Raw genomic sequence first — 21,609 nt, 5'->3', positions numbered from 1 at the left:
TGTGTTCGGCGCGGATCGCTCTCGATCTTGGCGTCCCAGTACCCGCTGTCATCGACATAACTACCGCACGCGCCGGTGACAATGCGGGCTGAATGAGCGTTTTGCGCTCATTGGTGCGTTATGAAAGATACTCTATTCCCGGACACTTCCGTTGATACCCTCATAGCAGATCGCTTACCAGACTGGCTGACCGCGGCTACCGCCGATCAACGTTCTGTTCTGCATCAGGCACTGCGCGCGCAACAGCGTGCGCGCGAACAGCTGACGCGTCTTTTCGCCCAGATAGAACCCCTGGACAGCTTCGCCAGCACATCGCTGGACGCAGCGCTGCAAAAGCTCGTGCAGCGCCCAGTGGATGTCCACACGGCCAAGCTCCGCCGGGTGGTACACGTGCGTTACCCATCAGGTGTCAGCACAGTTCCCGATCGTGTGGTCCCCACAACCTCGGAGCAAAGCCTGCTGGCCTGCGCCCTGCACAACTTCGAGCGCCGGGAAACCTCCGAGTCGGCCTGGTTGCCAGAGTCCAGGCTGCAAGATGCAGACGGTACGCTGATCGCGCTGCGACCTCGTGCATTTGCCGGACTGTGCCGTTCTCTGGATGTGGGCGCGCTTTATCAGCAACATCTCAAGCAGGTGCTGTTTGCAGACGACAGCCGCCGGCGCAGCGTCAACGCCATAGTCGAAGAAGCATGGCGCACGAACCTGCTGGCGGCTGCGCAACTGGCGCGCCTTAAAGGCGAGGTTGAGGGGGTGCTGCTTGATGAGATGCTGAACGCCGTATCGGCTCCGGCCGAAAGCGCCGCAGGTACGTTCAGCGAGCTTCGACTGCTGGGGCGGGTGATCACCGGTGTGACGGTGTTCCAGCCGCGCTCGGATGCAACAACCACTGCGCCGCAGAGCCTGATGGTGTGGATCCCTGACGATCCGCATGGGGCCCTGAACGTCTATGGGTCATGGTCGCAAGTGTTCAACACCTTGGGTAGCCGTCTGCGCGATCCAGCCTATCGAACGTTCTTCCAACGGTTCATCAAAGAGCATGACCGGATGCACGTCAGCCAGCAATTGAAAGGTTTGCTGGGCCAAGGCGGTGCCCAGCAGCCGATGCAACTGGACGGGCGCCAGCAGCTTATTACCGGTTCGTTGGCCGAGCACCTGCGTCAGGTACAGATCGATAAGGTACTGCAGGACGCTCAAGCCTTGGCAGTCCCCAACAGCGCTGTCGATAGCCAGGAACGCGACCGGCGCATGCATTTCTTCAAAGGACTCGGCGTGGACATGCTTGGGCTGGCCGCTTTCTTCGTACCAGAGCTTGGCTTGCCATTGCTTGCGCTGGCTGCGCACCAGGTAACAAACAACGTATTCGAGGGTTACCAGGAGTGGGAGCTGGGCGATCGTGAGGCAGCGCTTAGCCACCTGATGTCTGTGGCCCAAAACGTTGCGATGATCGGATTAGGGGCGGCCGCCGGAGCCGCAACATGCGGGATACTGGCTCGAAAAGCTGCCGTTGATGAGCTGGCACCCGTGCTCACGCCCACAGGTGAGCAGCGCCTGGCACGAGCTGACCTGCCGGGCTACTCGATGGCAGGCACCAGCCTGATGTCGGGCCAGCGAGGTGTTCTGCGGGGCAAGCCACACGTGTCGATCGCGCAGCAGGCTTACCGTTTGGGACAAAGTGAGGAGCGCCCAACCGTGGTGCACCCCGATCGTGCTCAAGCGGCAGCAATAGCCCTGGAGGAAAACGAGGCTGGTGGCGTGCACCACGCCTTGGAGCGACCCCATGACTGGCAAGATGCGGGAATGCTGATGAGGAGGCTCGGTTCGAACCTCGGTTTGGCCAGGCATGACTTGGCCAGCTCGCTGCTGCGCAGTGTAGGCATGGATGAAGCGTGCCTGCGGCGCCTGCATCTGGAAAACGCCCCTGCCCCTGCCCGGCTCTGTGACGCACTGCAACGGTACGTAGCCCACGAGTCGTTCCCACGCCTGCGCGGGCAAGCATTCGAGGCATACTGGCAGGAGACGCAGCCGGTTCCGAGCGGCCCAGCACAGCCCTTGCACCGCGCCTTTCCTGGCCTGACGATCCGCTCGGGCAGAGCGTTGGTCGCAGCCGCCAGCGACAGCGATCTCACCCAGTTGCTGGAGCAACAGAGGGTGCCACTGGCGCTGGCCGAAAAGGCTCGCTGGGAACTGCGCGACGCACGCCTGGATCGCGCTTGCGCAGGCTTCGAGCAGCCAGTTGCTGTGACGCCTGACACAGAGCAGCTGGCCCTGGGCTTGCTTCACGCCGCATGGCCCTGGCAATCGACGGTGCGAGTGGAGGTGCGCGACACACAGCTCAACGGTGATGTCGCGGCCAGCATTGGCGCTGAACAGCCCACGCAGACCCACTCTCTGATCCGCACCGTACGAGGCTACCTTGCTACCGACAAGGCAGGTTTCGCCAAGCCCGGTTCCCTGGCTGGCGACGATCTGTTCAAGGCCCTGCTGCATGTGCTGGACACGCAGCAACGGGTGGCGCTGGGCGAAGCCTCAGCATCGCCGGCGAAGCTGGCCAGCACCCTTGCAGATCTAGCCTTCGCAGACCGCAACGAGGCGGCACGGCTGCTGAGCATGGCGCCGATCGGCACGCCCCGACCTCCAATGCGTCTGGGTGATGGACGCATCGGCTATGTACTCAGCGGTCGCCCGGAAGGCTCACGACGCGCGCTGCTTCGCGGTTATCAGCAAATCTTCCCGACGTTGACCGACATGGAGATAGAGGTCTACCTCGAGCGTGTTCGCATGCAGGGTGAGCAACCGTGGGACCACTTGCACAGCCTGCAGCAGCACCTGATCGGACTGGGCGAGAGCCTGGGCGCGTGGCGCCGGGAGGCCACTGTTGCGCCTCTGCCCGAGCGCCGCCGCCTGATCGCTCGACGCATTCGCCAGTGCTGGCGGCGCAAGCGGCCTGACGCGGACGGCGAGTACCGTCTGGTGATAGATAGCGAGCGTATCGATAGTCTGCCGGTGCTGCCGGCGCAGGTGACTTTTGACCATGTCACGCACTTGATTCTGCGCCGCGCGCATTTGACGCACATCACCGAGGGGTTTTTGCAACGGTTCGCCAACCTGCGCACCCTGGACCTCAGTGACAATCTGCTAGGCGGCATTCCAGATGGCCTGCAGGCACTGACCCAGCTCAGCGAGCTGCGCCTGACGCGCAATCAGATCGTGATCGACAATGCAGGCCTGGCCAGGCTCAGTGCATTGTCCAGACTGCGGGTGCTGGACCTGTCGCATAATCCGATCGGGCAGCTGCCGCCATTGGGCAGTCTGCTCAACCTCCAGCGCCTGCATTTGCGCCACTGCGGCCTGAGCGAATTGCCTGTAGAGGTGTACATGCACCCTGCGCTTGAAGACATCGATCTGCGCGACAATCACATACAGGACATGAGCCCGACCCTTGCTCGGTCGCACCGCCGACTGGCCGGGTTGAGCCTGCATGACAACCCGTTACCCGAGCCGACCCAGACCGCCTTGCGCAGCACCTTGGGCGAGGCCGGTGCGGGAGCATTGCCTACGCGACGTCATGGGCCTGGCGGACAGGAGTCGCTCGAGCGATGGCTGGCCGACTTCAGCGTTGAGGAACGTGCCATCCGCTCCGAACAGTGGCTGGCCCTGACGCAACAACCGGGTTGCGATGATCTCATGCGGTTTCTCAACGACCTCGGCCGATCCAGTGATTATGACCTTCAGGGCATCGATTTGCGCAGGCGCATCTGGGCGCTGGTTGAGGTGTGCGTGGAGAATACACAAGTGCGGGAGGCGATTTTTCAGCAAGCAGCAGGCCCGCGGACCTGCGCAGACCAGATGCTGTTGATGCTCAGTTTGTTCGAGGTGCGCGCCTTGGTCGCCACCCGCACGGCCGGGCTGGGCAGCGCAGAGATGAGCCCGGCACTGGTGCAGCTGGGCCGCGAGCTGTACCGGCTTGACGAGGTAGATCGCGTCGCGGCGCAGCACATAAGGGAGCTAAGAACCAGCAACCCCTACGGTCTGATCGATGAAGTGGAAATACACCTGGCGTATCGCGCCGGTCTGGTGCGCCCGCTGGGGCTGCCGGCCCAGGCGCGCTACATGTATCACCGGATATTCTCCGACGTGAACGACGCTCGCCTGCGTGACGCCGCCCGGACCATCCTGCAGGCAGAGACCAACGCCCGTATCGCAGATTCGATGGCGCAGCATGGCTTTTGGATCGATTTTCTGCGTGAGACCTTTGCGGAACAATACGAGGCGCTGAACCGACCCTACCATGACCGCCTCGAAACGCTGCTGGTGCCCGAGGAAGGCGCCAACGAGCAGCAAGTCATTGAAGCGGTGGGCATGCTGGCTGATGAACGCAGCGCAGCCGAGCGCGAGCTGACGCTGACTTTGACGCTGGGATTGCTTACCGAGCACCCCTGGGGGGGCGTCTTGTAGAGTGTCTGGGTAGCCAGGAGTGAGCTGCAGTGAGAATACTCCAAGCAGGCGACCGGAGTAGCGACGTCGCCTTTTGGCTCGGGCACACCACGGGGATCCAGGTCTCCCGCTCCAGCGAACGGGAGTGCGGGCTTCATGGGCTGATTCCTGGAGCAAAAAGTCTGGCGGCCCATGGATCGGCGTGGTTTGGCCTGGAACGAAAAAAGACGCCGAAGCGTCTTTTTTCAAGGCCTTGCAGAAATTACCTTCCTTCTGCAGACCGATATTTGGAGCGGGAAACGAGACTCGAACTCGCGACCCCGACCTTGGCAAGGTCGTGCTCTACCAACTGAGCTATTCCCGCTTGGTGATGGCGCTATTCTAGCGATCTGCCAAACGCCGTCAAGCCCTTGATTCAAAAAAGTTTTATTTCGGCTCTGAACCTTCACGCAGATGCGGCCAGGCGGCGACCAGGTAATTGATCATGGAGATCAACGTCAGCGCTGCAGCTACCAGCAGCAGACCATAGCCCAGCACAACCCAGAAGCCAAAGACCGGCGGGTTGGCCAGCAAGATCACCAGGGACAGCATCTGCGCCGCAGTCTTCCACTTGCCCAGATTGGACACGGCAACATGTGCCCTCGCCCCCAACTCGGCCATCCACTCACGCAGCGCCGAAACAACGATCTCGCGGCCAATGATCACCGCCGCAGGCAAGGTCAGCCAGAAGTTCGCGTGTACCTGTACCAGCAGCACCAGAGCAACCGCGACCATCAGCTTGTCTGCGACCGGGTCGAGGAAGGCACCGAGCGCAGTGCTCTGCTGCAGACGACGGGCCAGATAGCCGTCCAGCCAGTCGGTGGCAGCGGCGATGGCAAACACCGTACTGGCAGCCATGTAGCTCCAGTGATAGGGCACATAGAACAGCAGAATGAAGATCGGGATGAGCAGGACGCGTAGAACGGTGAGCAGATTTGGAATATTCATCGGTACGACTGGCTGCGAGTTGAACTGGGCATTCTACTCGCTATGCAGGCTGGCATAAATCGACTCGGCAAGCTTTTTACTGATTCCGGGTGCTTTGGCTATCTCGTCGATACTGGCGCGATTGAGCTCCTGCAGTCCGCCGAAATGTTTCAGCAGCTCGCGGCGGCGCTTCGGGCCAACCCCGGCGACGTCTTCCAGGCTGGAGGTGCGTCGGGCCTTGCCGCGCCGGGCACGGTGGCCGGTGATAGCAAAACGGTGCGCTTCGTCGCGGATCTGCTGGATCAAGTGCAGCGCGGCAGAGTCGCCCTTGAGGGTGAACTCGTGGGCTACGTCGTTGAGGTAGAGGGTCTCGAAGCCGGCCTTGCGGGTCACGCCCTTGGCTACGCCGAGCAAGGTCAGGTCGCTGATGCCCAGTTCCTGCATGACGTCGCGGGCCATGTTCAACTGACCTTTACCGCCGTCGACCAGCAACACATCGGGCAATTTGCCCTCGCCGGCCTGGATCCGGCCATAGCGGCGCATCAGTGCCTGGTGCATGGCGGCATAGTCGTCACCGCCGGTAATGCCTTCGATGTTAAAACGGCGATAGTCGGACTTGATCGGGCCTTCCGGGCCGAACACCACGCAACTGGCTACAGTGGCCTCACCGCTGGAATGGCTGATGTCGTAGCACTCAAGGCGCTGCGGTACTTCATCAAGGCCCAGCACGCTGGCCAGGGCTTCAAAGCGTGCGGCCATGTGTTGCCGGTTGGCCAGCCGGGCGTTCAACGCCTGCTCGGCATTGGTCACGGCCAGTTGTTGCCAACGGGCACGGGTGCCACGCACGCGATGGGTAATAGCTAACTCGCGCCCGCGCAAGGTCTGCACGGCTTCGCTGATAGCGGCGAAGTCTTCGTGGACGACGTTGACGATCAACTCGCCGGGCATCTCGCGTTCGGCATTGCCCAAGTAATACTGGGCGAGGAAGGCCGCCATGACCTCGCTGACCTCCTCTTCTATGCCCACCTGCGGGAAAAAGTTCTTGCTGCCGAGCACCCGCCCGCCGCGCACGCTGATCAGGTGCACACAGGCGCCGCCCGGGTTGATGAAGGCCGCCACCACGTCGACCTCACCGGAGCCACCCTCCATGTACTGCTGGTCCTGCACCCGGCGCAACAAGGCGATCTGATCGCGCAGCTGGGCTGCCTTCTCGAAATTCAAGGTCATCGCCGCCTGTTCCATCTCGGCATTGAGCTCATTGCCCAACTGCTGGCTGCGGCCTTCGAGGAACATCACCGAGTGACGCACGTCCTCGGCATATTCCTCTGGGCTGACCAAGTCCACGCAGGGGCCTTTGCAGCGCTTGATCTGATATTGCAGGCACGGCCGGGTCCGGTTCGCGTAATAGCTGTCTTCGCACTGGCGGACCATGAAGCCCTTCTGCAACAGGCTCAGGCTTTCGCGGATGGCACCAGCACTTGGGTACGGGCCGAAATAACGACCCTTGGCCTTCTTCGCCCCGCGATGAATACCCAGGCGTGGGAACTGGCCGTCAGACAGGAATACATATGGGTAAGACTTATCGTCGCGCAACAGGATGTTGTAAGGCGGCCGCCACTCCTTGATCAGGTTCTGCTCGAGCAGCAGCGCCTCGGTCTCATTGGCGGTGATGGTGGTTTCGACCTGGGCGATGCGCCCCACCAGGGCGGCAGTCTTGGGCGCCAGCCCGGTCTTGCGGAAATAGCTGGCCAGACGCTTCTTGAGGTTCTTGGCCTTGCCCACATAGAGCAGCCGCGCCTCGGCGTCGAACATACGGTACACACCCGGCCGACCACTGCAGGTCGCCAGGAATGCGCTGGCATCAAAAATTGGGGACATGGAAACTCAGAGGCTTGCGTCGACCATACCGTGGCGTACGGCCAGTAACGTCAATTCGACATCGCTGGTGACCGAAAGTTTTTCGAAGATTCGATAGCGGTAAGTATTGACGGTCTTGGGGGACAGACACAACTTATCGGAGATGATCTGCACTTTCTGGCAGCCGACGATCATCAAAGCGATCTGGATTTCTCGCTCGGACAGCGAGTCGAACGGCGAGCCCTGCGGCTGGAATGACTTCAGCGCCAGCTGCTGGGCGATCTGCGGGCTGATATAGCGCTGGCCGGCAAATGCCAGGCGAATGGCCTGGACCATTTCATCCAGCGCCGCGCCCTTGGTCAAATAGCCAGCGGCGCCGGCCTGCAGCAGACGCGTCGGGAACGGGTCTTCCTCACACACGGTGACTGCCACCACTTTGGTGTCCGGATGGCTACGCAGCAGCTTGCGGGTCGCTTCGAGGCCGCCGATGCCAGGCATCTTGACGTCCATGAGGACAACATCGGGTTTCAGCTCACGGGCCAGCTTGAGGGCTGTCTCACCGGAATCCGCCTCACCCACCACCTGCAAGCCGTCGATATCGGCAAGCATGCGGGTGATGCCGGTACGCACCAGATCGTGATCATCGACCACTAGGACCCTAATCAAGCAGACACCTCGTCAGTGGGGCGATTGGATCCCGCCACCATAACAAAAAATTACAAGGTCGACCTAGCCCTTCGCATCACGATTCCAGGCCTTTTGCTCGATCTGAACTGACTATCTGGTCAGGCTTTAGCTGGCGTCACCCAGCAAGCGCTCGGCGAGGTACCACAGCGCAGCCTGATCACTGGCGGACAGGCTGCGAAACGTACCCAGCAAGCGGGTCTCGTCTTCACTTAGATTGGTTATGGGCGGTGGCGTGCGGACACCACCGAGCACGTATCTGGCGTCAACGCCGCAAGCGACCACCGCGGCAAGGTAGTCAACACGCGGTGTGCGCTCGCCACTCTCGTATTTGCCCTGAGCATTGGGCTCGACGCCCCCGATCTCACCAAATCTGCGCTGGGTAAGTGCCAGACGTTCACGCTCTTCGCGCAGCCTAGGTCCGATTCCTTTCATGAGATGCCTCCTGTGCAGTAAAGGGCGATCGAGCACTTCCAGCACCCGAGGTGTAACCAAGTGCAACTATGCCTAGCACAGCCGCTCGACGCAAGTTGGCACCCCACGCAGCCAGCAAGATGAAAATAATACATCAACGACAGTTTACCGACGCCATTTTGTTGCCAATCAAGCAGCATCGGATTTTTGACGCCGAACTTACATCAAACTTTAAGTCGTTGTTTTAAAACGGTTTTTAAACTTTAACAAGCAGCGATTAAAGTATTTTCACAAAGCCGCAGATCAACGCTTGCGGTTCTAACAGCAACCCCTTTAGGATGAAAAAAGACCAAAAAAAACAGCCTGTATTGCCACTTCCTCGCGGCTTGTTTCTGCGCGTCTGCCTAATTGAAAACTTCTTGAACTGAGCATCTCGGCCGGCCTTGCCGTGTCCTGGGAGAGGGATCTATGAACATCAGCATCTTTGGCCTTGGCTATGTGGGCGCAGTGTGCGCGGGCTGCTTGTCGGCGCGCGGTCATCATGTGTTGGGAGTGGACGTCTCCCAGGCGAAAATCGATCTGATCAACCAGGGCAAGTCGCCAATCGTTGAGCCAGGCCTCGAGCAACTGCTGCAAGATGGCGTCAACCAGGGCCGCCTGCGCGGCACCACCGACGTGCAGGCCGCGGTACTCGCCACCGACCTGTCGCTTCTGTGCGTCGGTACGCCGAGCAAGAAGAACGGCGACCTCGACCTGGTCTATATGGAAGCCGTGTGCCGTGAAATCGGCACGGTCCTGCGCGACAAGCAAAGCCGCCACACAGTCGTGGTGCGCAGCACCGTGCTGCCGGGCACCGTCAAGAATGTGGTCATTCCGATCCTTGAGCAGTACTCGGGCAAGAAGGCCGGCACCGATTTCGGCGTTGCCGTCAACCCTGAGTTCCTGCGCGAAAGTACCGCGATCAAGGACTACGACTTCCCGGCCATGACCGTGATCGGCGAGCTCGACACCCAGTCGGGCGACTTGCTGGCTTCGTTGTACCAGGGCCTGGATGCGCCGGTGATCCGCAAGTCGGTGGAAGTCGCCGAGCTGATCAAGTACACCTGCAACGTCTGGCACGCGACCAAAGTCAGCTTCGCCAACGAAATCGGCAACATCGCCAAAGCCTCCGGCGTCGATGGCCGCGAAGTGATGGACGTGGTCTGCCAGGACTACAAGCTCAACCTGTCGCGCTATTACCTGCGCCCAGGCTTTGCGTTCGGCGGCTCGTGCCTGCCCAAGGACGTGCGCGCCCTCACCTACCGCGCCGGCCAGCTGGATGTCGAGCACCCCCTGCTCGCCTCGCTGATGGCCAGCAACCGCAATCAGGTCGATATCGCCTTTGACCTGGTCGAGCGCACCGGCAAACGCAAAGTCGCCCTGCTCGGCCTGGCGTTCAAGGCCGGCAGCGATGACCTGCGCGAAAGCCCGCTGGTAACCCTGGCCGAGAAATTGATCGGCAAGGGCTACGACCTGCGCATCTTCGACGCCAACGTCGAGTACGCACGGGTGTTCGGTGCCAACCGCGACTACATCGAGTCGGTAATCCCGCATGTGTCTTCGTTGCTGCAGAACGACCTTGAGCAAGTGATCGGCGAAGCCGATGTGATCGTCCTGGGCAACAACGACGAGCGCTTTGCCAGTGCCCTGCAGAACAACGAGGGCAAACAGGTCATCGACCTGGTCGGGTTCATGGATGGCGTCAGCGACGAGCAACGCCAAGGCATCTGCTGGTAATCGATGCAGGTCGCACCCCCGGCAGTTCGCCGTGGGTGCGGCCGCAGACAGGAGCACACGCTACATGGAACGAACGCAACAGCGACCTTTCGAGGCCCCAGGTTACCTGCGCGCGGCCGCCAGCTTCTGCGCCTGGGCGTGCCTGGCCGGGCTGATCGCGCTGGCGTCGGAGATGATCGCCCCGGCTTATCTGGACCCGAGCCATCATCTGTTCATCTTTGTTATCGGCACGCTCGGGATGTGGCGCTATGGCAATGCCATCGTGCACTACCTGCGCGGCATGTATTTTCTGCATTGGCGGTTCCCACGCATGCGCCGCGAAGTCGAGCGCCTGGGTGATGCGGCACTGCCTTCGCACATGTTCATGGTGGTGACCAGCTTCCGTATCCCGACCTCGACCACCTTCAAGGTCTACCAGTCGGTGTTTCAGGAAGTGCAGCGGCTGAATGTGCCGTGCACGGTGATTGCTTCGATCGTGGAAAAGGGCGACGAAAATTTCATCAAGGACATCATGCGCAATGAAGTGCGCGACCGCGACGACATCAAGCTAGTGATCGTCCGCGCCCGCGGCACCGGCAAACGTGATGGCCTGGCCCACGCCTTCCGCGCACTGTCGCGGCAGATGCCGATGGAAGATGCGGTGGTCGGTGTGGTCGATGGCGACACCATGATGCTGCCCGGCTGTGTCGAGCGCGCCGTGAAGATGTTTGCCGTGCTGCCCGACGTCGGCGGCCTGACTACCAACGAGTTCTGCGAAGTCGAGGGTAGCCGCCTGATGCGCCAGTGGCACTCGATGCGCTTTGTCCAGCGGCACATCAACATGTGCTCGATGGCCCTGTCGCACCGGGTACTGACCCTGACCGGGCGGCTGTCGTTCTTCCGCGCCAGCGTGATGATCGACCCGGAGTTCATTCGCGACGTCGAAGCAGACTTTCTTCAGCACTGGCGCCTGGGCCGTTTCCAGTTCCTGACCGGCGACGACAAGTCCAGCTGGCTGAGCCTGATGCGCGCCGGCTGGGACACCTTCTATGTACCCGACAGCCACACCCTGACCGTCGAGCACCCGCCCAGCGACAGCTTCTGGATCGCCACCCGGCAATTGATGTTCCGCTGGTACGGCAACTCGCTGCGGCAGAACTTTCGCGCCACCGCCCTGCTCGGCCGCGCGCGTCTGGGGTTGTTCACCCTGTACGTGCTGTGGGACCAACGGGTGTCGATGTGGACCTGCCTGATGGGCCTGACCGCCTCGGTGGTGGCTGGCCTGGTGTTCGGCATCCAGTACCTGCTGGTGTACCTGTTCTGGGTATTGATCTCGCGCACTCTGGTGACCGTGCTGTTCGTGTTCGCCAAGCACCCGGTCAGCCCGATGTATCCGTTTGTCCTTTATTACAACCAGATCGTTGGCTCGGTAATGAAGGTCTACGCGATGTTCCATATGGACCAGCAAAGCTGGACCCGGCAGAAAACCACCCTGGCTACCGGCAGTGTCGATTTTGACACCTCGCTAAACCGCTGGTCCTCGAAGGCGATGTTGTTCTCCTCCATCGCCATCTTCTTCGGGGTCATCACCGTACTTCTTGAACTCACGCAACGTTAAAGGAAAGGCGCCTGCACATGAGCATGACCAACAGTCCCGCGGCCCCGGGCAAGACATCGGCCAACATCGTTCATGAAGCGGTTGACGAGCGCCAGTACGTACGCACCCGCATCAACGCCCGCGTGCGCCTTGCCAGCGGTGGTCAGACCGTCATCGAAACCACCCTGCAGGACATATCGCTGGGCGGTATCGGCCTGCTGCATGAAGGCCCGCTGACCATCGGCGCGCTGTATGACGCATCGATCCAGCTGCGCCTGAACCAGGTCGACCTGTCGATCGATGGCAAGGTCAAGATCGTCTCCCAGCGTGGCAACGAAGTCGGCGCGCAGTTCGTCGACCTCGACGCGCAGAAGCGCGACATCCTGCGCTACATCATCACCGCCTACATGTCCGGCGAGATCGCCGACATCAATGGCCTGTTCAACGTGATGCAGCGGGAAAACTACATCAAGGAACGCAAACACAAGTACGCTTCGCCGCGTTCTGCCGGTGCTCGCCTCAAGGCCATGACCGGCACCTTGCTGTACAGCGCTGCTGGCCTGGCTGCCCTGGCATTCGTTGGCTACAAGGGCTACATGCTGTTCTTCCGCATCCCGGCCCTGCAGGCCCAGGTTGCGACCAACGCGCAGATCATCAGCATGCCCGACAACGGCTATGTGAAGTTCCTGCTGCCGGCCGGCACCACCGAAGTCAAAGCGGGTCAGCCACTGGCCAGCATCTCTACTCAGTTGGCCACCAGCTTCACCAGCCCGGCTGACATGAAGGCGGTTGCCGACCTCTCGCCAGGCGACCTGCAAACCCTGCTCGGCCGCGCCACCATCGAGACCGTGATCAACAGCCCATGCGACTGCCAGGTGTACTTCCCAAGCCAGCCACTGGATGGCTATGGCTATAAAGAAGCGCCGCTGATGCATCTGCTGCCGAAAGACCAAGGCCTGTTCGTACGCGCCAACGTGCCGTTCGACAAGCTGGCCGACGTCAGCCGCATTCGCTCGGTGGACATGCAGGTGTTTGGCCTGGATGAACACTTCAGCGGCAAGGTGGTCGATGCACGGGTTGACGAGGTTAACCGCAACCTGTCCCTGACCATTGCCCCAGACAGCCCGTTGCCGGCCACGGCCTACCAGAAAGCAGTGTCGGTAGACCTGTTCCTGGGCCTGCCATTTACCGGCCAGAACTGAGTTCATCGAGAGAGCTGACGTCATGACCCTGAAGACGCCTTCGCGCCTGCTGCTGGCCAGCATCGCCCTCGCCTGTGCCAGCGCCGCCAGCGCTGGACAGAGCCTGGAGCAGATCCGCTACGCCTTGTACAAGGACCCGAGCGCCGACGTCACTGCCGACCTGCGCGAGCTGGCCGGCCGCGGTGACCTGGCCAGTGCCCTGCTGCTGGGCGACGTACTGGCCGGGCGGCCGGATGGCAAACCGCAAGAATCGGTGGCGCTGTATCACCAGGCCTTTGCCGATGGCCGCGGGTTGATCCCGGCGCTGGCTTCGCTGGCACGCTTGATCGAGCGCCAGCCAAGCCTGCGCCAGCCACAACAGCCGTGGATGAAACAGGCACTGGAGCGCTACCCGAGCCGGCTCGACCCGCGCAACGCCAGCACTACGCTTGAGGTGTTTCTGGTCTACCCGGAGCTGGTCGACGTGCCGCAGGCCACCGAGCTGCTCGGCCTGTACGAACAGTCGTGCCTGCTCAACTGCCGGCCGCAGCTGTACAAGGCGGTGCTGGCTGAACGCAAGGGCGATCGCGCCGGCGCCGAGCGCTGGTACCGCGAGGCTGCGCGTTTCGATGTGCGTGCGGTCAACCGTTACTACGCGTTTCTCGGCGAACAACAGGATCCGGCCTTCCGCGCCTTCGCTACCGAGCTTGAGCCGCAGCGCAGCCAGCTGCCGGTAGAAGTCGTGCACGCGATTGCCTCGTTGCTGGACAACATCACCAGCGTGCAACGCGCCGAGCAGGACGCCGACCGTTACGAGCGCGAAGAGGCCAACCCGGCCGCTGCCAAGCTACCGCCAACGCCTGAGCAACTGGCCCGCGACAAGGCTCAGGCCGAGGCGCTGGCGGCGTCGATTGCGCAGGTTCAGCGCTGGCGCGATGACGCCGTCGAGCGCGGGTTTGTGCCGGCGATGGTGTCCAAGGCCAACTACATGATCTCCAACCCGACCGAGCATAACGCCGATGAAACCCAGGCGATGATCGATCTGGTGCAAAAGCGCGACCCGGTCCGCGGCAAAGCCCTGCAGGCGTCGTTCTATATGGTCAACAACTGGCTGACGCTGGACCCGGACAAGGCCCTGGCCCTGATCGAAGAGCTGCGCGCCAGCGGTTACCCAAGCGCCGGCCTGTTGCTGGCCGAGTACTACAGCAAGGGCGTGGCTGATCAGCCCGATCAGGAAAAGGCCATGGCGTTATTCCAGGCCGAGGCCAACAAGGGTTCATCGGCTGCCTGGTACCGCATGGCCAGCCTGCACACCTTTGGCCGTGCCCTGTGCCATGACCGGGTCAAGGCCTACACCTACGCGCGGATTGCCCTGGACATGGGTGAGCGCAGCGCGCGCAGCCTGGTCCGACGTCTGGAAAGAACCTTGCCCAAGGATGATATCGAGCGTGCCCTGGCCGCACGCAACGACCTGTTGAAGGAGGCCACCCTGTGAAAGCGCATTCCCCCCTGTTCGGCGCCCTGCTTGCCCTGGCCCCAATGTCGGCAGCGTTCGCTGCTGAAGAAGTCACCGGCCCCGAGGCTGACAGCAACGAACCCGTGCGGGTTGCCGCTGCTGATGGCAGCGAGCCGGTGATCACCTCCGAGTTCTTCAACAAGCTCACCGTGCAAACAGGCTACGGCCCGGAAGACTCCCAGGTCGGCAGCGACCGCGAGATGTTCTACAGCTTGCGCTACGAGCCGTCGTTCGCCTGGTATTCGCCGGAGAAGCGCTGGGCCAAATGGATGGTCTATGGGCGCCTGTGGTTGAACTATGACTCCAGCCAGTCGAGCAACCTGACCAACGAAGGCACTACCACCAACGCCCGCGAACAGCCTGAAGGCTGGTACGCCGAGATGCGCGAGTTGTACGTCAAACGTAACTTGATCGGTGATGATCCACGTTTTTCAGCATCGTTCGGTCGCCAGCGATTCTTTGATACCTACGGCATCTGGTGGGACGACAGCCTCGAGTCGCTGCGCTTCAACTACAAAGACACCTTCTCTGACGCCTTCGTCGCGGTCGGGCAGAAGTTCCACAACTACAACACCGACGTCAACTCGCTGCCGGACAGCGAATCGCGCACCACCTATGTGATGAGCGAGTACGCCTACCGCTGGACCCAGAACAACCGCGCCGGCGTGCGCCTTATGTACGAAAACGACCACAGCGGACATGACGCAGACGATCGCTACGACTTCACTGGCGTGCGCTACGGCCTGTTCTTCAATGGCGACAACCTGCCCTCGCCGCTGGTCAGCGACTACCATCTGGAACTCGCCGCGCTCAACGGCAAGATGGACAACACCGACGGCAACGGCGTCACCAGCACCGGCAACACCAGCAAAGGCTGGGCCGCGCTGGGTGAAGTGGGCAAGCGCTTCGACGACCTGCCGTGGACGCCACGGGTGGCACTGCGCGGCGGCCTGACCGACAAGCCGAGCGATGAAAACGACGGCTTCCGCTTGAACTCGATTCAGTCGGACCGGATCACCCGCACAGGATCCTACAGCACGCGCCTGACCAGCTCGTTCGTCGCCCTCGACCTGCGCAACCTGAGCTACTACGGCATCGCCCTGGAAACCCGGCCGACGCCGCGCACCGCGCTCGATATGCGGGTCACTCAGCTGAACCTGCGGGATGCCGATGGTACCTTGCCGATCCGCATGAACGGTGACCAGCGCTCCCAGCGTAACCGCGAGATCACTCAGGGCACCCAGGGCAGTGGCCGTAACGTCGGGCAAATGCTCGACGTCAACTACTACTGGAAGATGTTCCCGGTCGCCCTCGATGGCAAGCACCTCGATATCAACGCCCTGGTCAGCGCCAGCTACCTCAATGCCGGTAGCGCGCTGGAAACCGGCGATGACTATCAGCTGAGCCTCGGCGTAGTTGTCAGCTACTAAGGACGGACCTTGCCATGATCTTCGCCTCCAATGTGTTCCTGTTCCTGTATCTGCCGCTGTTCCTGGCCGTGTACTTCCTGGCCAGGCCGCAGTGGCGCTCGACCGTGATCGTTGCCGCCAGCTACATCTTCTATGCCTGGTGGCGGCCGGACTTCCTGCTGCTGTTCGTCGCGATCACCTACTGGAACTACTGGTTCGGCCTGCGCATCAAGGATCGCCTGGATGCCGGCGACAAACGCTGGGCGCTGCGCCTGCTGTGGATCGGCGTGATCGGCAACCTGTCGACCCTGGGTTACTTCAAATATGCCAACTTCGGCGCTGAAGTGCTGGCGGTGCTGCTGGCGCCACTGGGTATCAACACCTGGACGCTGGAGAACATCTTCCTGCCGCTGGGCATCTCGTTCTATGTGTTCCACGCACTGAGCTACATCGTCGACATCTACCGCAAGGACGCCACGCCAACCAACCGCTTCATCGACTTTGCCGCCTTTGTGGCGCTGTTCCCGCACCTGGTGGCCGGGCCGATCCTGCGTTACAGCCAATTGGCGCCGCAGTTGCGCGAGCGTACCCATTCTTGGGAACTGTTCTCGCTCGGTGTATGTCGGTTCATGCTCGGCTTCATCATGAAAGTGTTGATTGCCGACCGCCTTGCGCCGATCAACATGCTCTTCGTCGGTGAAGGCACGCTGCAGTTCAGCGATGCCTGGTTTGGCTTGGTGGTGTCGACCCTGCAGCTGTACTTCGACTTCGCCGGTTACAGCCACATGGCGCTGGGCCTGGCGTTGATGATGGGCTTCCGCTTCCCGGAGAACTTCAACCAGCCGTACGTAGCGCAGAGCGTGACCGAGTTCTGGGCGCGCTGGCACATGACCCTGGCGCATTTTTTGCGCGACTACGTGTACATGCCTTTGGTGCGCAAACGCGTCACCGGCGCCCTGCCCGCGTTGGTCTGGACCATGCTGCTGTCGGGCCTGTGGCACGGCGCGAGTTTCGCCTTCATCTTCTGGGGGCTGTTCTTCGGCTTCGCCATGGTCATCGAGCGCAAGTTCCACCTGGCGACCAAGATCAACACGCCGTACAAGCTCGGCCGCAACCTGCGCACCGCGCTGCTGATCGTGCTGAGCATGCCGCTGTTCTTCACCATGGACCTGCGCCACAGCCTGGACATCTACCAGGCGCTGTTTGGTTTCAACGGCTTCGGCTCGCTGGAGCTGTACGTGCTGGGTGCCTCGAAGATGGCCATGGCGTTTGTCTTGGTGGCGGTGGTGTGGCTGCTGCTGGCCGGGATCAACAACGTGCGTTTCTACGCCGGCAACAAGGACGGCTACTTCATGCGCCACGTCGGCGCGCTGCACAGCGTGCTGCTGTGGGGCGGCTTCGTGCTGGCACTGAGCAGCCTGGCGGCGAATTCGTTCTCGCCTTTCCTGTATTTCCAGTTCTAGGAGACTGCCATGTACCCCGTGATGAATTCGGCCAGCAAGGCCAATGGCATTCTCTTCGTGCTGGTGCTGGCGGCGATGTTCGTCTATTCGCTGCCGCCGGTGTTCAGCTTTGCCCGCACCCAGACCGACACCTGGAACCTGTTTGTCGATGGCAAGCTGCTGCGCAAGTTCGAGCAGGTCTACGACAAGCGCTTCTTCCTGCGTGAGCCTTCGGTGGAGCTGTGGGCCGATGCCCAGTTCAAGCTGTTTGGTGAAGGCACCAAAGGCGTGGTCCTGGGCAAGCAGGGCTGGCTCTACACCAACCAGGAATATCGCGTCCCGAATGACCTGCAGGCCAACCTCAACACCCAGCTGGAGCAGATCGCCAAGATCAAGACGCAGTTGGCCGAGCACGGCAAGCAGCTGGTGATCCTGCCGCTGCCGATGAAGCTGGATGTGTATGCCGAGCATGCACAGCACCGCTTCGATCCACGCGTAGTCAGCCTGTACGACGATTTTGTCGGCGAACTGCAAGCGCGTCAGCTCGACGTGGTGCCGCTGCGCGGGGCGTTCCTCAGCAAACTGAACGGCCCGGAGTTGTTCCTCAAGTCCGATACCCACTGGAGCCCGGACGGTGCCCGTCTGGCCGCCTTTGAGCTGGCCCGGCAACGCCCGCAACTGGTCGGCGATCAGGCTTACGTGTCGCACAAGGCCGGCGAGAAAAGCGTCAAGGGCGACCTGATGAACTACATCCAGTTCGACCACAACCGCCTCGCGCCGCAGTTCGGCCCGAACCAGATCGACCTGTACGAGACGCTCAAGGCCGAGCAGAGCAGCGACGATTTGTTTGCCGAGCAGGAGCAGAGCCTGCTGCTGGTTGGCACCAGCTACAGCAAGATCGATGACTGGAACTTTGTCGGCTTCCTCAAGGAAGCGCTCAACCGTGACCTGATCTCGATTGCCGTCGAAGCCCGTGGTCCGTTCGAGTCGATGAGCCAGTTTCTCGCCAGCGATCAGTTGAGCAACCCACAGATCGACACCGTGGTCTGGGAATTCCCCCTGCGCACTTTGCTGGCCCATCGCCCCGGCTCGCTCAGCCGTAGCGCCCAGCCGCAGCATTTTTGAAGAATCAAAGGAGTAACTGATGAAACTCACCCACCTGTTTACCGCAATCGCCCTCGCCTTCGGCAGCCACCTGGCGGTCGCCGCCGAAGGCAACGCCGACCTGTACGATGCCGTCGCCCCCGCCGATTCGGCGTTTGTCCGCGTGCTCAACCTGTCGCAGAGCAACATCGACGTCAGCCTCAGCGGCAAGGTCAATCCGCAGAAAGTCGCCGCCGGCCAGCTCAGCGGGTACCGCTTCATCCCCGCCGGCACGCACAAGATCGCCGTCGGCGGCAAGGCCATCGAACCCCAGCTCAAGGCCAATGCCGCCAGCACCGTGGTCTACGACGGCAAGCAGCTCAAGTTGATCGCTGACAAATACGTCAACGAGCCGAAAAAAGCCCAGATCGCCTTCTACAACCTCAGCGACAAGCAAGCTGCGCTGAAGACCGTCGACGGCAAGCACGTGATCGTCGACCCGCTGAGCAACGGCCAGACCGGCAGCCGCATGGTCAACGAAATCAAGATTGGTTTCGCCGCCTACGAGGCCGAGCAGAAGGTCGCCAGCTTCGATGAGCTGTTCCTGAAGAAGGGCCGCTCGTACAGCTACGTGCTGCTGCCCGACAATCGCAGCATGAGCATGGCCAACAGCATCGACCCGACCGAGTAATTTCGCTGCAAGGATGAAATGGCAATGAAGATCCTCAAACCCCTGGGCCTCGGCGCCGCCCTCGCCCTGCTCAGCCAGACCGGCCACGCCGCCACGCCTGCGCAAGGCGCCAAGCCCGGCTGCGAAAACCTGCAGTGCATGGTCTGCCCGGCCTTGAGCGATCCTCAGCAGTATGCCGAGGGGCGCATGAAGCTGATGCGCGAGATCGTCCCTGGTCAGGAGCGCTGGCTGTTCCGCTCGGCGGTCGATCTGACCAACGAGTTCGGCATTCCGGCGCCGATGCGCCCGGAGTTTGCCCGCCTGATGAAAACCTTCAATCAGCAGGGCATTCAGGTTGCCATGGCGATCCAGCCGACCCGTGGCCTGATGCACCGCGACCGGTTGATTGGCGAGCATCCTTACGGCTTTGACTACGCCCGCGCCAGCGCCAACCTGGCGGCTTACCTTGGCCAGCTCAAACAAGGTGGCGCGGTGGTTGCGCCGATGATGCAGCTGGTCCAGCAGCCGCCCAAGGGCGAGTACTTCTTCCGCCGCGACCACCACTGGACACCGGTCGGCGCCGAGGCGACCGCGCGCTTGATGGCAGACGAGATCCGCCGTCAGCCGTTCTACGCCGGCCTGACCAAGAAGCAGTACCGCACCGAGCCTGGCGTGATGGTGCCCAAAGACGGCACCCTCAACCTGGCCATGAGTGCGATCTGCGGCAACAACTACGGTTTCCAGTATGTACGCGGCTACCAGACCATCCCGGTCGAGGCCAGCGCCGAAGCGCTGTTCGACGAGGCGCCGGACCCGGAAGTGATTCTGGTCGGTGACAGTAACGCGGCAGCGCGGGAAGACGAGAGCAAGCAGTTCAACTTCGACGGCTACCTCAAGCAGTACCTCAGCGTCGACGTGCTCAACTACGCCCTGCCCGGCGTTGGCGAGGACGGCTCGCTGCTGGAGTACCTGCTCTCCGATGACTACAAGGCCGACGCGCCGCCGAAGCTGATCGTCTGGGAACTGCCGGCCAACTACCGGCTTGACTCGCCATTGATGTATCGCCAGCTGATCCCGGCGGTCAAAGGCGGCTGCGAAGCGTCCCGCGAAGTGCTTGGCAACAAGCTGCAGCGCTCGCCGCTGAAGGTCGGCGAACGAATCGAGCTGTTGTCCAACGCCGGCAGTGACCGCCAGGCGCTGAGCGGGTCGAACGGCTTTCTGGATATCCGCCTGAGCGACAAGAACGTCAAGGACTTCTACGTCATCGTCTATTACGACAACGGTGCTCGCGACAAGGTCTGGTTCCGCCGTGAAGCTGCAGTCACCGGTGGCCAGTACTACCTTGAGCTGAGCAAAGATCCGGCCTACGCCGGCGCCAACCTGCTGTCGGTGTTCCTTGAGCCGACCAAGGCCAGCGCTGCGCCTACCGATGTGGAAACCCGTCTATGCCTGTAAACCTGCAACGCGCGACGGCCAGCACTGGCCGCGCGCACGCGCGTCAACTGAGCCTGCTGGCTCTGGCTCTGGCCCTGGTCGCGCCTCAGGTGCAGGCGGCTCAGTCGATCTGGCCTGCGCGCAATACTCCGCAGGCAGCGATGATCGCCGACTACCGTACCGTTGAGTGCAGCAAGGCGCCGCCGCCGCCCTACACCGGCAGCCTGCGCCTGCAAAGCAAATACGACCAGAGCGACGCGAGCAAGTCGACCTTGCGCAGCAGCCCGGATGCCGACAGCGAACGGATCGGCAAGCAGGTCAAGGAGTTCATCGGCGGCCTGATCTATGCCAGCAAGCGCTTCCAGCGGGCGAAGAAACCGCAGGAAGCCAACATGGCCCTGGCCTGCCAGGACCAGTGGCTGGAACAGTGGGCCAGCGCCGGCGCGCTGCTCACCGAGGACGCCAGCAGCACCGGCATGGCGGCACGTAAATGGGCGCTGGCATCGATGGCCGGCGCGGTATTGCTGACCCAGTCGGCCAGCGATGGCAAGTTGCAGCTGACGCCGGTGCAGAAAGACTGGTTCACTCGCCTGGGCGAGCGCGTCATCGCTGAGTACGACCCACGCCGCAGCGCCCGCGGGGTGTACTTCAACAACCACGACTACTGGGCAGCCTGGGCAGTCGCGGCCACCGGCATGCTGGTCGGTCGTGACGATTTCATCCAGTGGGCCGACGGCAACCTGCGCCGCGGACTGGCCCAGGCGGTACGCAACAGCGATGGTAGCTACGCCTATCTGCCGCTGGAAGTCGCACGGGCCAAATTGGCGGCCAGCTACAGCCAGTACGCGCTGGTGCCACTGGTGCTGCTGGCTGAATCGGCCCGCGTCAACGGCCTGCCGTGGACGGCCGAAGACCAGCATACGCTTGATCTGCTGGCCAACTTCGCCGCTCGCAGCGTGCTCGATCCGGATGACCTGCCAGAACTCAAGGGCAAGTCGCAGGCGGACGTAGCGCCGTACAAGCTGGCCTGGCTGATCCCGTACCTGCAACGCAACCCGGGCAATAGCCTGGCGCGCAAGCTGTACGACAGCGAAGACGGCGAGGTCGACAACTACAGTCAGCTCGGCGGCCCGATCCAGCCTGCTTATTCCCATTTGCGTTGAACAA

15 protein-coding genes and 1 tRNA gene are annotated in these 21,609 nt (G+C 61.9%); 11 read left to right on the top strand and 5 right to left on the bottom strand.

Going from position 1 to position 21,609, the window contains the following annotated elements; translation table 11 throughout:
• Positions 1 to 120 precede the first annotated feature (120 nt).
• Positions 121 to 4,455 carry an NEL-type E3 ubiquitin ligase domain-containing protein gene (locus tag K3F44_RS04170; RefSeq protein ID WP_220633379.1) on the top strand — a complete coding sequence of 1,445 codons (4,335 nt, stop codon included), beginning with the start codon at positions 121 to 123 and terminating at the stop codon, positions 4,453 to 4,455.
• Between the two features lie 267 nt (positions 4,456 to 4,722).
• Here K3F44_RS04170 and K3F44_RS04165 read toward each other — a convergent pair.
• The 5 genes from K3F44_RS04165 to K3F44_RS04145 all read right to left on the bottom strand — a co-directional run bounded on the left by K3F44_RS04165 (position 4,723) and on the right by K3F44_RS04145 (position 8,376).
• Positions 4,723 to 4,798 (bottom strand) — tRNA-Gly (locus K3F44_RS04165).
• Between the two features lie 62 nt (positions 4,799 to 4,860).
• Positions 4,861 to 5,421, bottom strand: coding sequence for a CDP-diacylglycerol--glycerol-3-phosphate 3-phosphatidyltransferase (gene pgsA, locus K3F44_RS04160; RefSeq protein WP_101318441.1), 561 nt, complete (start codon positions 5,419 to 5,421; stop codon positions 4,861 to 4,863).
• Positions 5,422 to 5,454: 33 nt separating this feature from the next.
• Positions 5,455 to 7,278, bottom strand: coding sequence for an excinuclease ABC subunit UvrC (gene uvrC, locus K3F44_RS04155; RefSeq protein WP_101318439.1), 1,824 nt, complete (start codon positions 7,276 to 7,278; stop codon positions 5,455 to 5,457).
• Between the two features lie 6 nt (positions 7,279 to 7,284).
• Positions 7,285 to 7,923 (bottom strand): UvrY/SirA/GacA family response regulator transcription factor, encoded by a 639-nt coding sequence (gene uvrY, locus K3F44_RS04150; RefSeq protein WP_101318436.1) that lies wholly within the window; start codon positions 7,921 to 7,923, stop codon positions 7,285 to 7,287.
• A gap of 126 nt (positions 7,924 to 8,049) precedes the next feature.
• On the bottom strand, positions 8,050 to 8,376 hold the full coding sequence (locus K3F44_RS04145) for a helix-turn-helix domain-containing protein (RefSeq protein ID WP_101318434.1): 327 nt from the start codon (positions 8,374 to 8,376) through the stop codon (positions 8,050 to 8,052).
• A gap of 447 nt (positions 8,377 to 8,823) precedes the next feature.
• Here K3F44_RS04145 and K3F44_RS04140 point away from each other — a divergent pair, with 447 nt between their 5' ends.
• From K3F44_RS04140 to K3F44_RS04095, 10 genes are all read left to right on the top strand, one after another.
• The gene (locus tag K3F44_RS04140; RefSeq protein ID WP_150571292.1) at positions 8,824 to 10,131 is read left to right on the top strand and encodes a nucleotide sugar dehydrogenase; all 1,308 of its coding nucleotides are present in this window, start codon (positions 8,824 to 8,826) and stop codon (positions 10,129 to 10,131) included.
• A gap of 64 nt (positions 10,132 to 10,195) precedes the next feature.
• The gene (locus tag K3F44_RS04135) at positions 10,196 to 11,728 is read left to right on the top strand and encodes a glycosyltransferase (protein WP_178080758.1); all 1,533 of its coding nucleotides are present in this window, start codon (positions 10,196 to 10,198) and stop codon (positions 11,726 to 11,728) included.
• Positions 11,729 to 11,745: 17 nt separating this feature from the next.
• Positions 11,746 to 12,909, top strand: coding sequence for a PilZ domain-containing protein (locus K3F44_RS04130; RefSeq protein WP_101318430.1), 1,164 nt, complete (start codon positions 11,746 to 11,748; stop codon positions 12,907 to 12,909).
• Positions 12,910 to 12,931: 22 nt separating this feature from the next.
• Complete coding sequence (locus tag K3F44_RS04125; RefSeq protein ID WP_150572849.1) at positions 12,932 to 14,383, top strand: sel1 repeat family protein; 1,452 nt, start codon at positions 12,932 to 12,934, stop codon at positions 14,381 to 14,383.
• Positions 14,380 to 15,834, top strand: a complete 1,455-nt coding sequence (locus K3F44_RS04120) for an alginate export family protein (RefSeq protein ID WP_150571295.1) — start codon at positions 14,380 to 14,382, stop codon at positions 15,832 to 15,834. Before K3F44_RS04125 ends, K3F44_RS04120 begins: the two co-directional genes overlap by 4 nt.
• A 14-nt stretch (positions 15,835 to 15,848) precedes the next feature.
• The gene (locus K3F44_RS04115) at positions 15,849 to 17,276 is read left to right on the top strand and encodes an MBOAT family protein (protein WP_101318422.1); all 1,428 of its coding nucleotides are present in this window, start codon (positions 15,849 to 15,851) and stop codon (positions 17,274 to 17,276) included.
• Between the two features lie 9 nt (positions 17,277 to 17,285).
• The gene (locus K3F44_RS04110) at positions 17,286 to 18,380 is read left to right on the top strand and encodes an alginate O-acetyltransferase (RefSeq protein ID WP_103436842.1); all 1,095 of its coding nucleotides are present in this window, start codon (positions 17,286 to 17,288) and stop codon (positions 18,378 to 18,380) included.
• A gap of 19 nt (positions 18,381 to 18,399) precedes the next feature.
• On the top strand, positions 18,400 to 19,029 hold the full coding sequence (locus tag K3F44_RS04105; RefSeq protein ID WP_101318418.1) for an alginate O-acetyltransferase AlgF: 630 nt from the start codon (positions 18,400 to 18,402) through the stop codon (positions 19,027 to 19,029).
• A 24-nt stretch (positions 19,030 to 19,053) separates the two neighbouring features.
• Complete coding sequence (locus K3F44_RS04100; protein ID WP_101318416.1) at positions 19,054 to 20,463, top strand: alginate O-acetyltransferase AlgX-related protein; 1,410 nt, start codon at positions 19,054 to 19,056, stop codon at positions 20,461 to 20,463.
• Positions 20,454 to 21,605 carry a polysaccharide lyase gene (locus K3F44_RS04095; RefSeq protein ID WP_220633378.1) on the top strand — a complete coding sequence of 384 codons (1,152 nt, stop codon included), beginning with the start codon at positions 20,454 to 20,456 and terminating at the stop codon, positions 21,603 to 21,605. The genes K3F44_RS04100 and K3F44_RS04095 overlap by 10 nt, the downstream gene beginning before the upstream one ends.
• The last annotated feature ends 4 nt before the right edge of the window (positions 21,606 to 21,609 follow it).

Origin of the sequence: Pseudomonas sp. S07E 245 (assembly GCF_019599025.1) — a bacterium.
Lineage (GTDB): Bacteria > Pseudomonadota > Gammaproteobacteria > Pseudomonadales > Pseudomonadaceae > Aquipseudomonas > Aquipseudomonas shirazensis.
Note: the sequence above shows the minus strand (reverse complement) of the source record. Positions and strands in the feature narration are given on the sequence as shown.

What these genes read in the sequence shown, in the direction of transcription:
- K3F44_RS04170 (WP_220633379.1), top strand. Translation starts at nt 121, where the DNA reads ATGAAAGATACTCTATTCCCGGACACTTCCGTTGATACCCTCATAGCA.
- pgsA (WP_101318441.1), bottom strand. Translation starts at nt 5,421, where the DNA reads ATGAATATTCCAAATCTGCTCACCGTTCTACGCGTCCTGCTCATCCCG.
- uvrC (WP_101318439.1), bottom strand. Translation starts at nt 7,278, where the DNA reads ATGTCCCCAATTTTTGATGCCAGCGCATTCCTGGCGACCTGCAGTGGT.
- K3F44_RS04145 (WP_101318434.1), bottom strand. Translation starts at nt 8,376, where the DNA reads ATGAAAGGAATCGGACCTAGGCTGCGCGAAGAGCGTGAACGTCTGGCA.
- K3F44_RS04140 (WP_150571292.1), top strand. Translation starts at nt 8,824, where the DNA reads ATGAACATCAGCATCTTTGGCCTTGGCTATGTGGGCGCAGTGTGCGCG.
- K3F44_RS04135 (WP_178080758.1), top strand. Translation starts at nt 10,196, where the DNA reads ATGGAACGAACGCAACAGCGACCTTTCGAGGCCCCAGGTTACCTGCGC.
- K3F44_RS04130 (WP_101318430.1), top strand. Translation starts at nt 11,746, where the DNA reads ATGAGCATGACCAACAGTCCCGCGGCCCCGGGCAAGACATCGGCCAAC.
- K3F44_RS04125 (WP_150572849.1), top strand. Translation starts at nt 12,932, where the DNA reads ATGACCCTGAAGACGCCTTCGCGCCTGCTGCTGGCCAGCATCGCCCTC.
- K3F44_RS04115 (WP_101318422.1), top strand. Translation starts at nt 15,849, where the DNA reads ATGATCTTCGCCTCCAATGTGTTCCTGTTCCTGTATCTGCCGCTGTTC.
- K3F44_RS04110 (WP_103436842.1), top strand. Translation starts at nt 17,286, where the DNA reads ATGTACCCCGTGATGAATTCGGCCAGCAAGGCCAATGGCATTCTCTTC.
- K3F44_RS04105 (WP_101318418.1), top strand. Translation starts at nt 18,400, where the DNA reads ATGAAACTCACCCACCTGTTTACCGCAATCGCCCTCGCCTTCGGCAGC.
- K3F44_RS04100 (WP_101318416.1), top strand. Translation starts at nt 19,054, where the DNA reads ATGAAGATCCTCAAACCCCTGGGCCTCGGCGCCGCCCTCGCCCTGCTC.
- K3F44_RS04095 (WP_220633378.1), top strand. Translation starts at nt 20,454, where the DNA reads ATGCCTGTAAACCTGCAACGCGCGACGGCCAGCACTGGCCGCGCGCAC.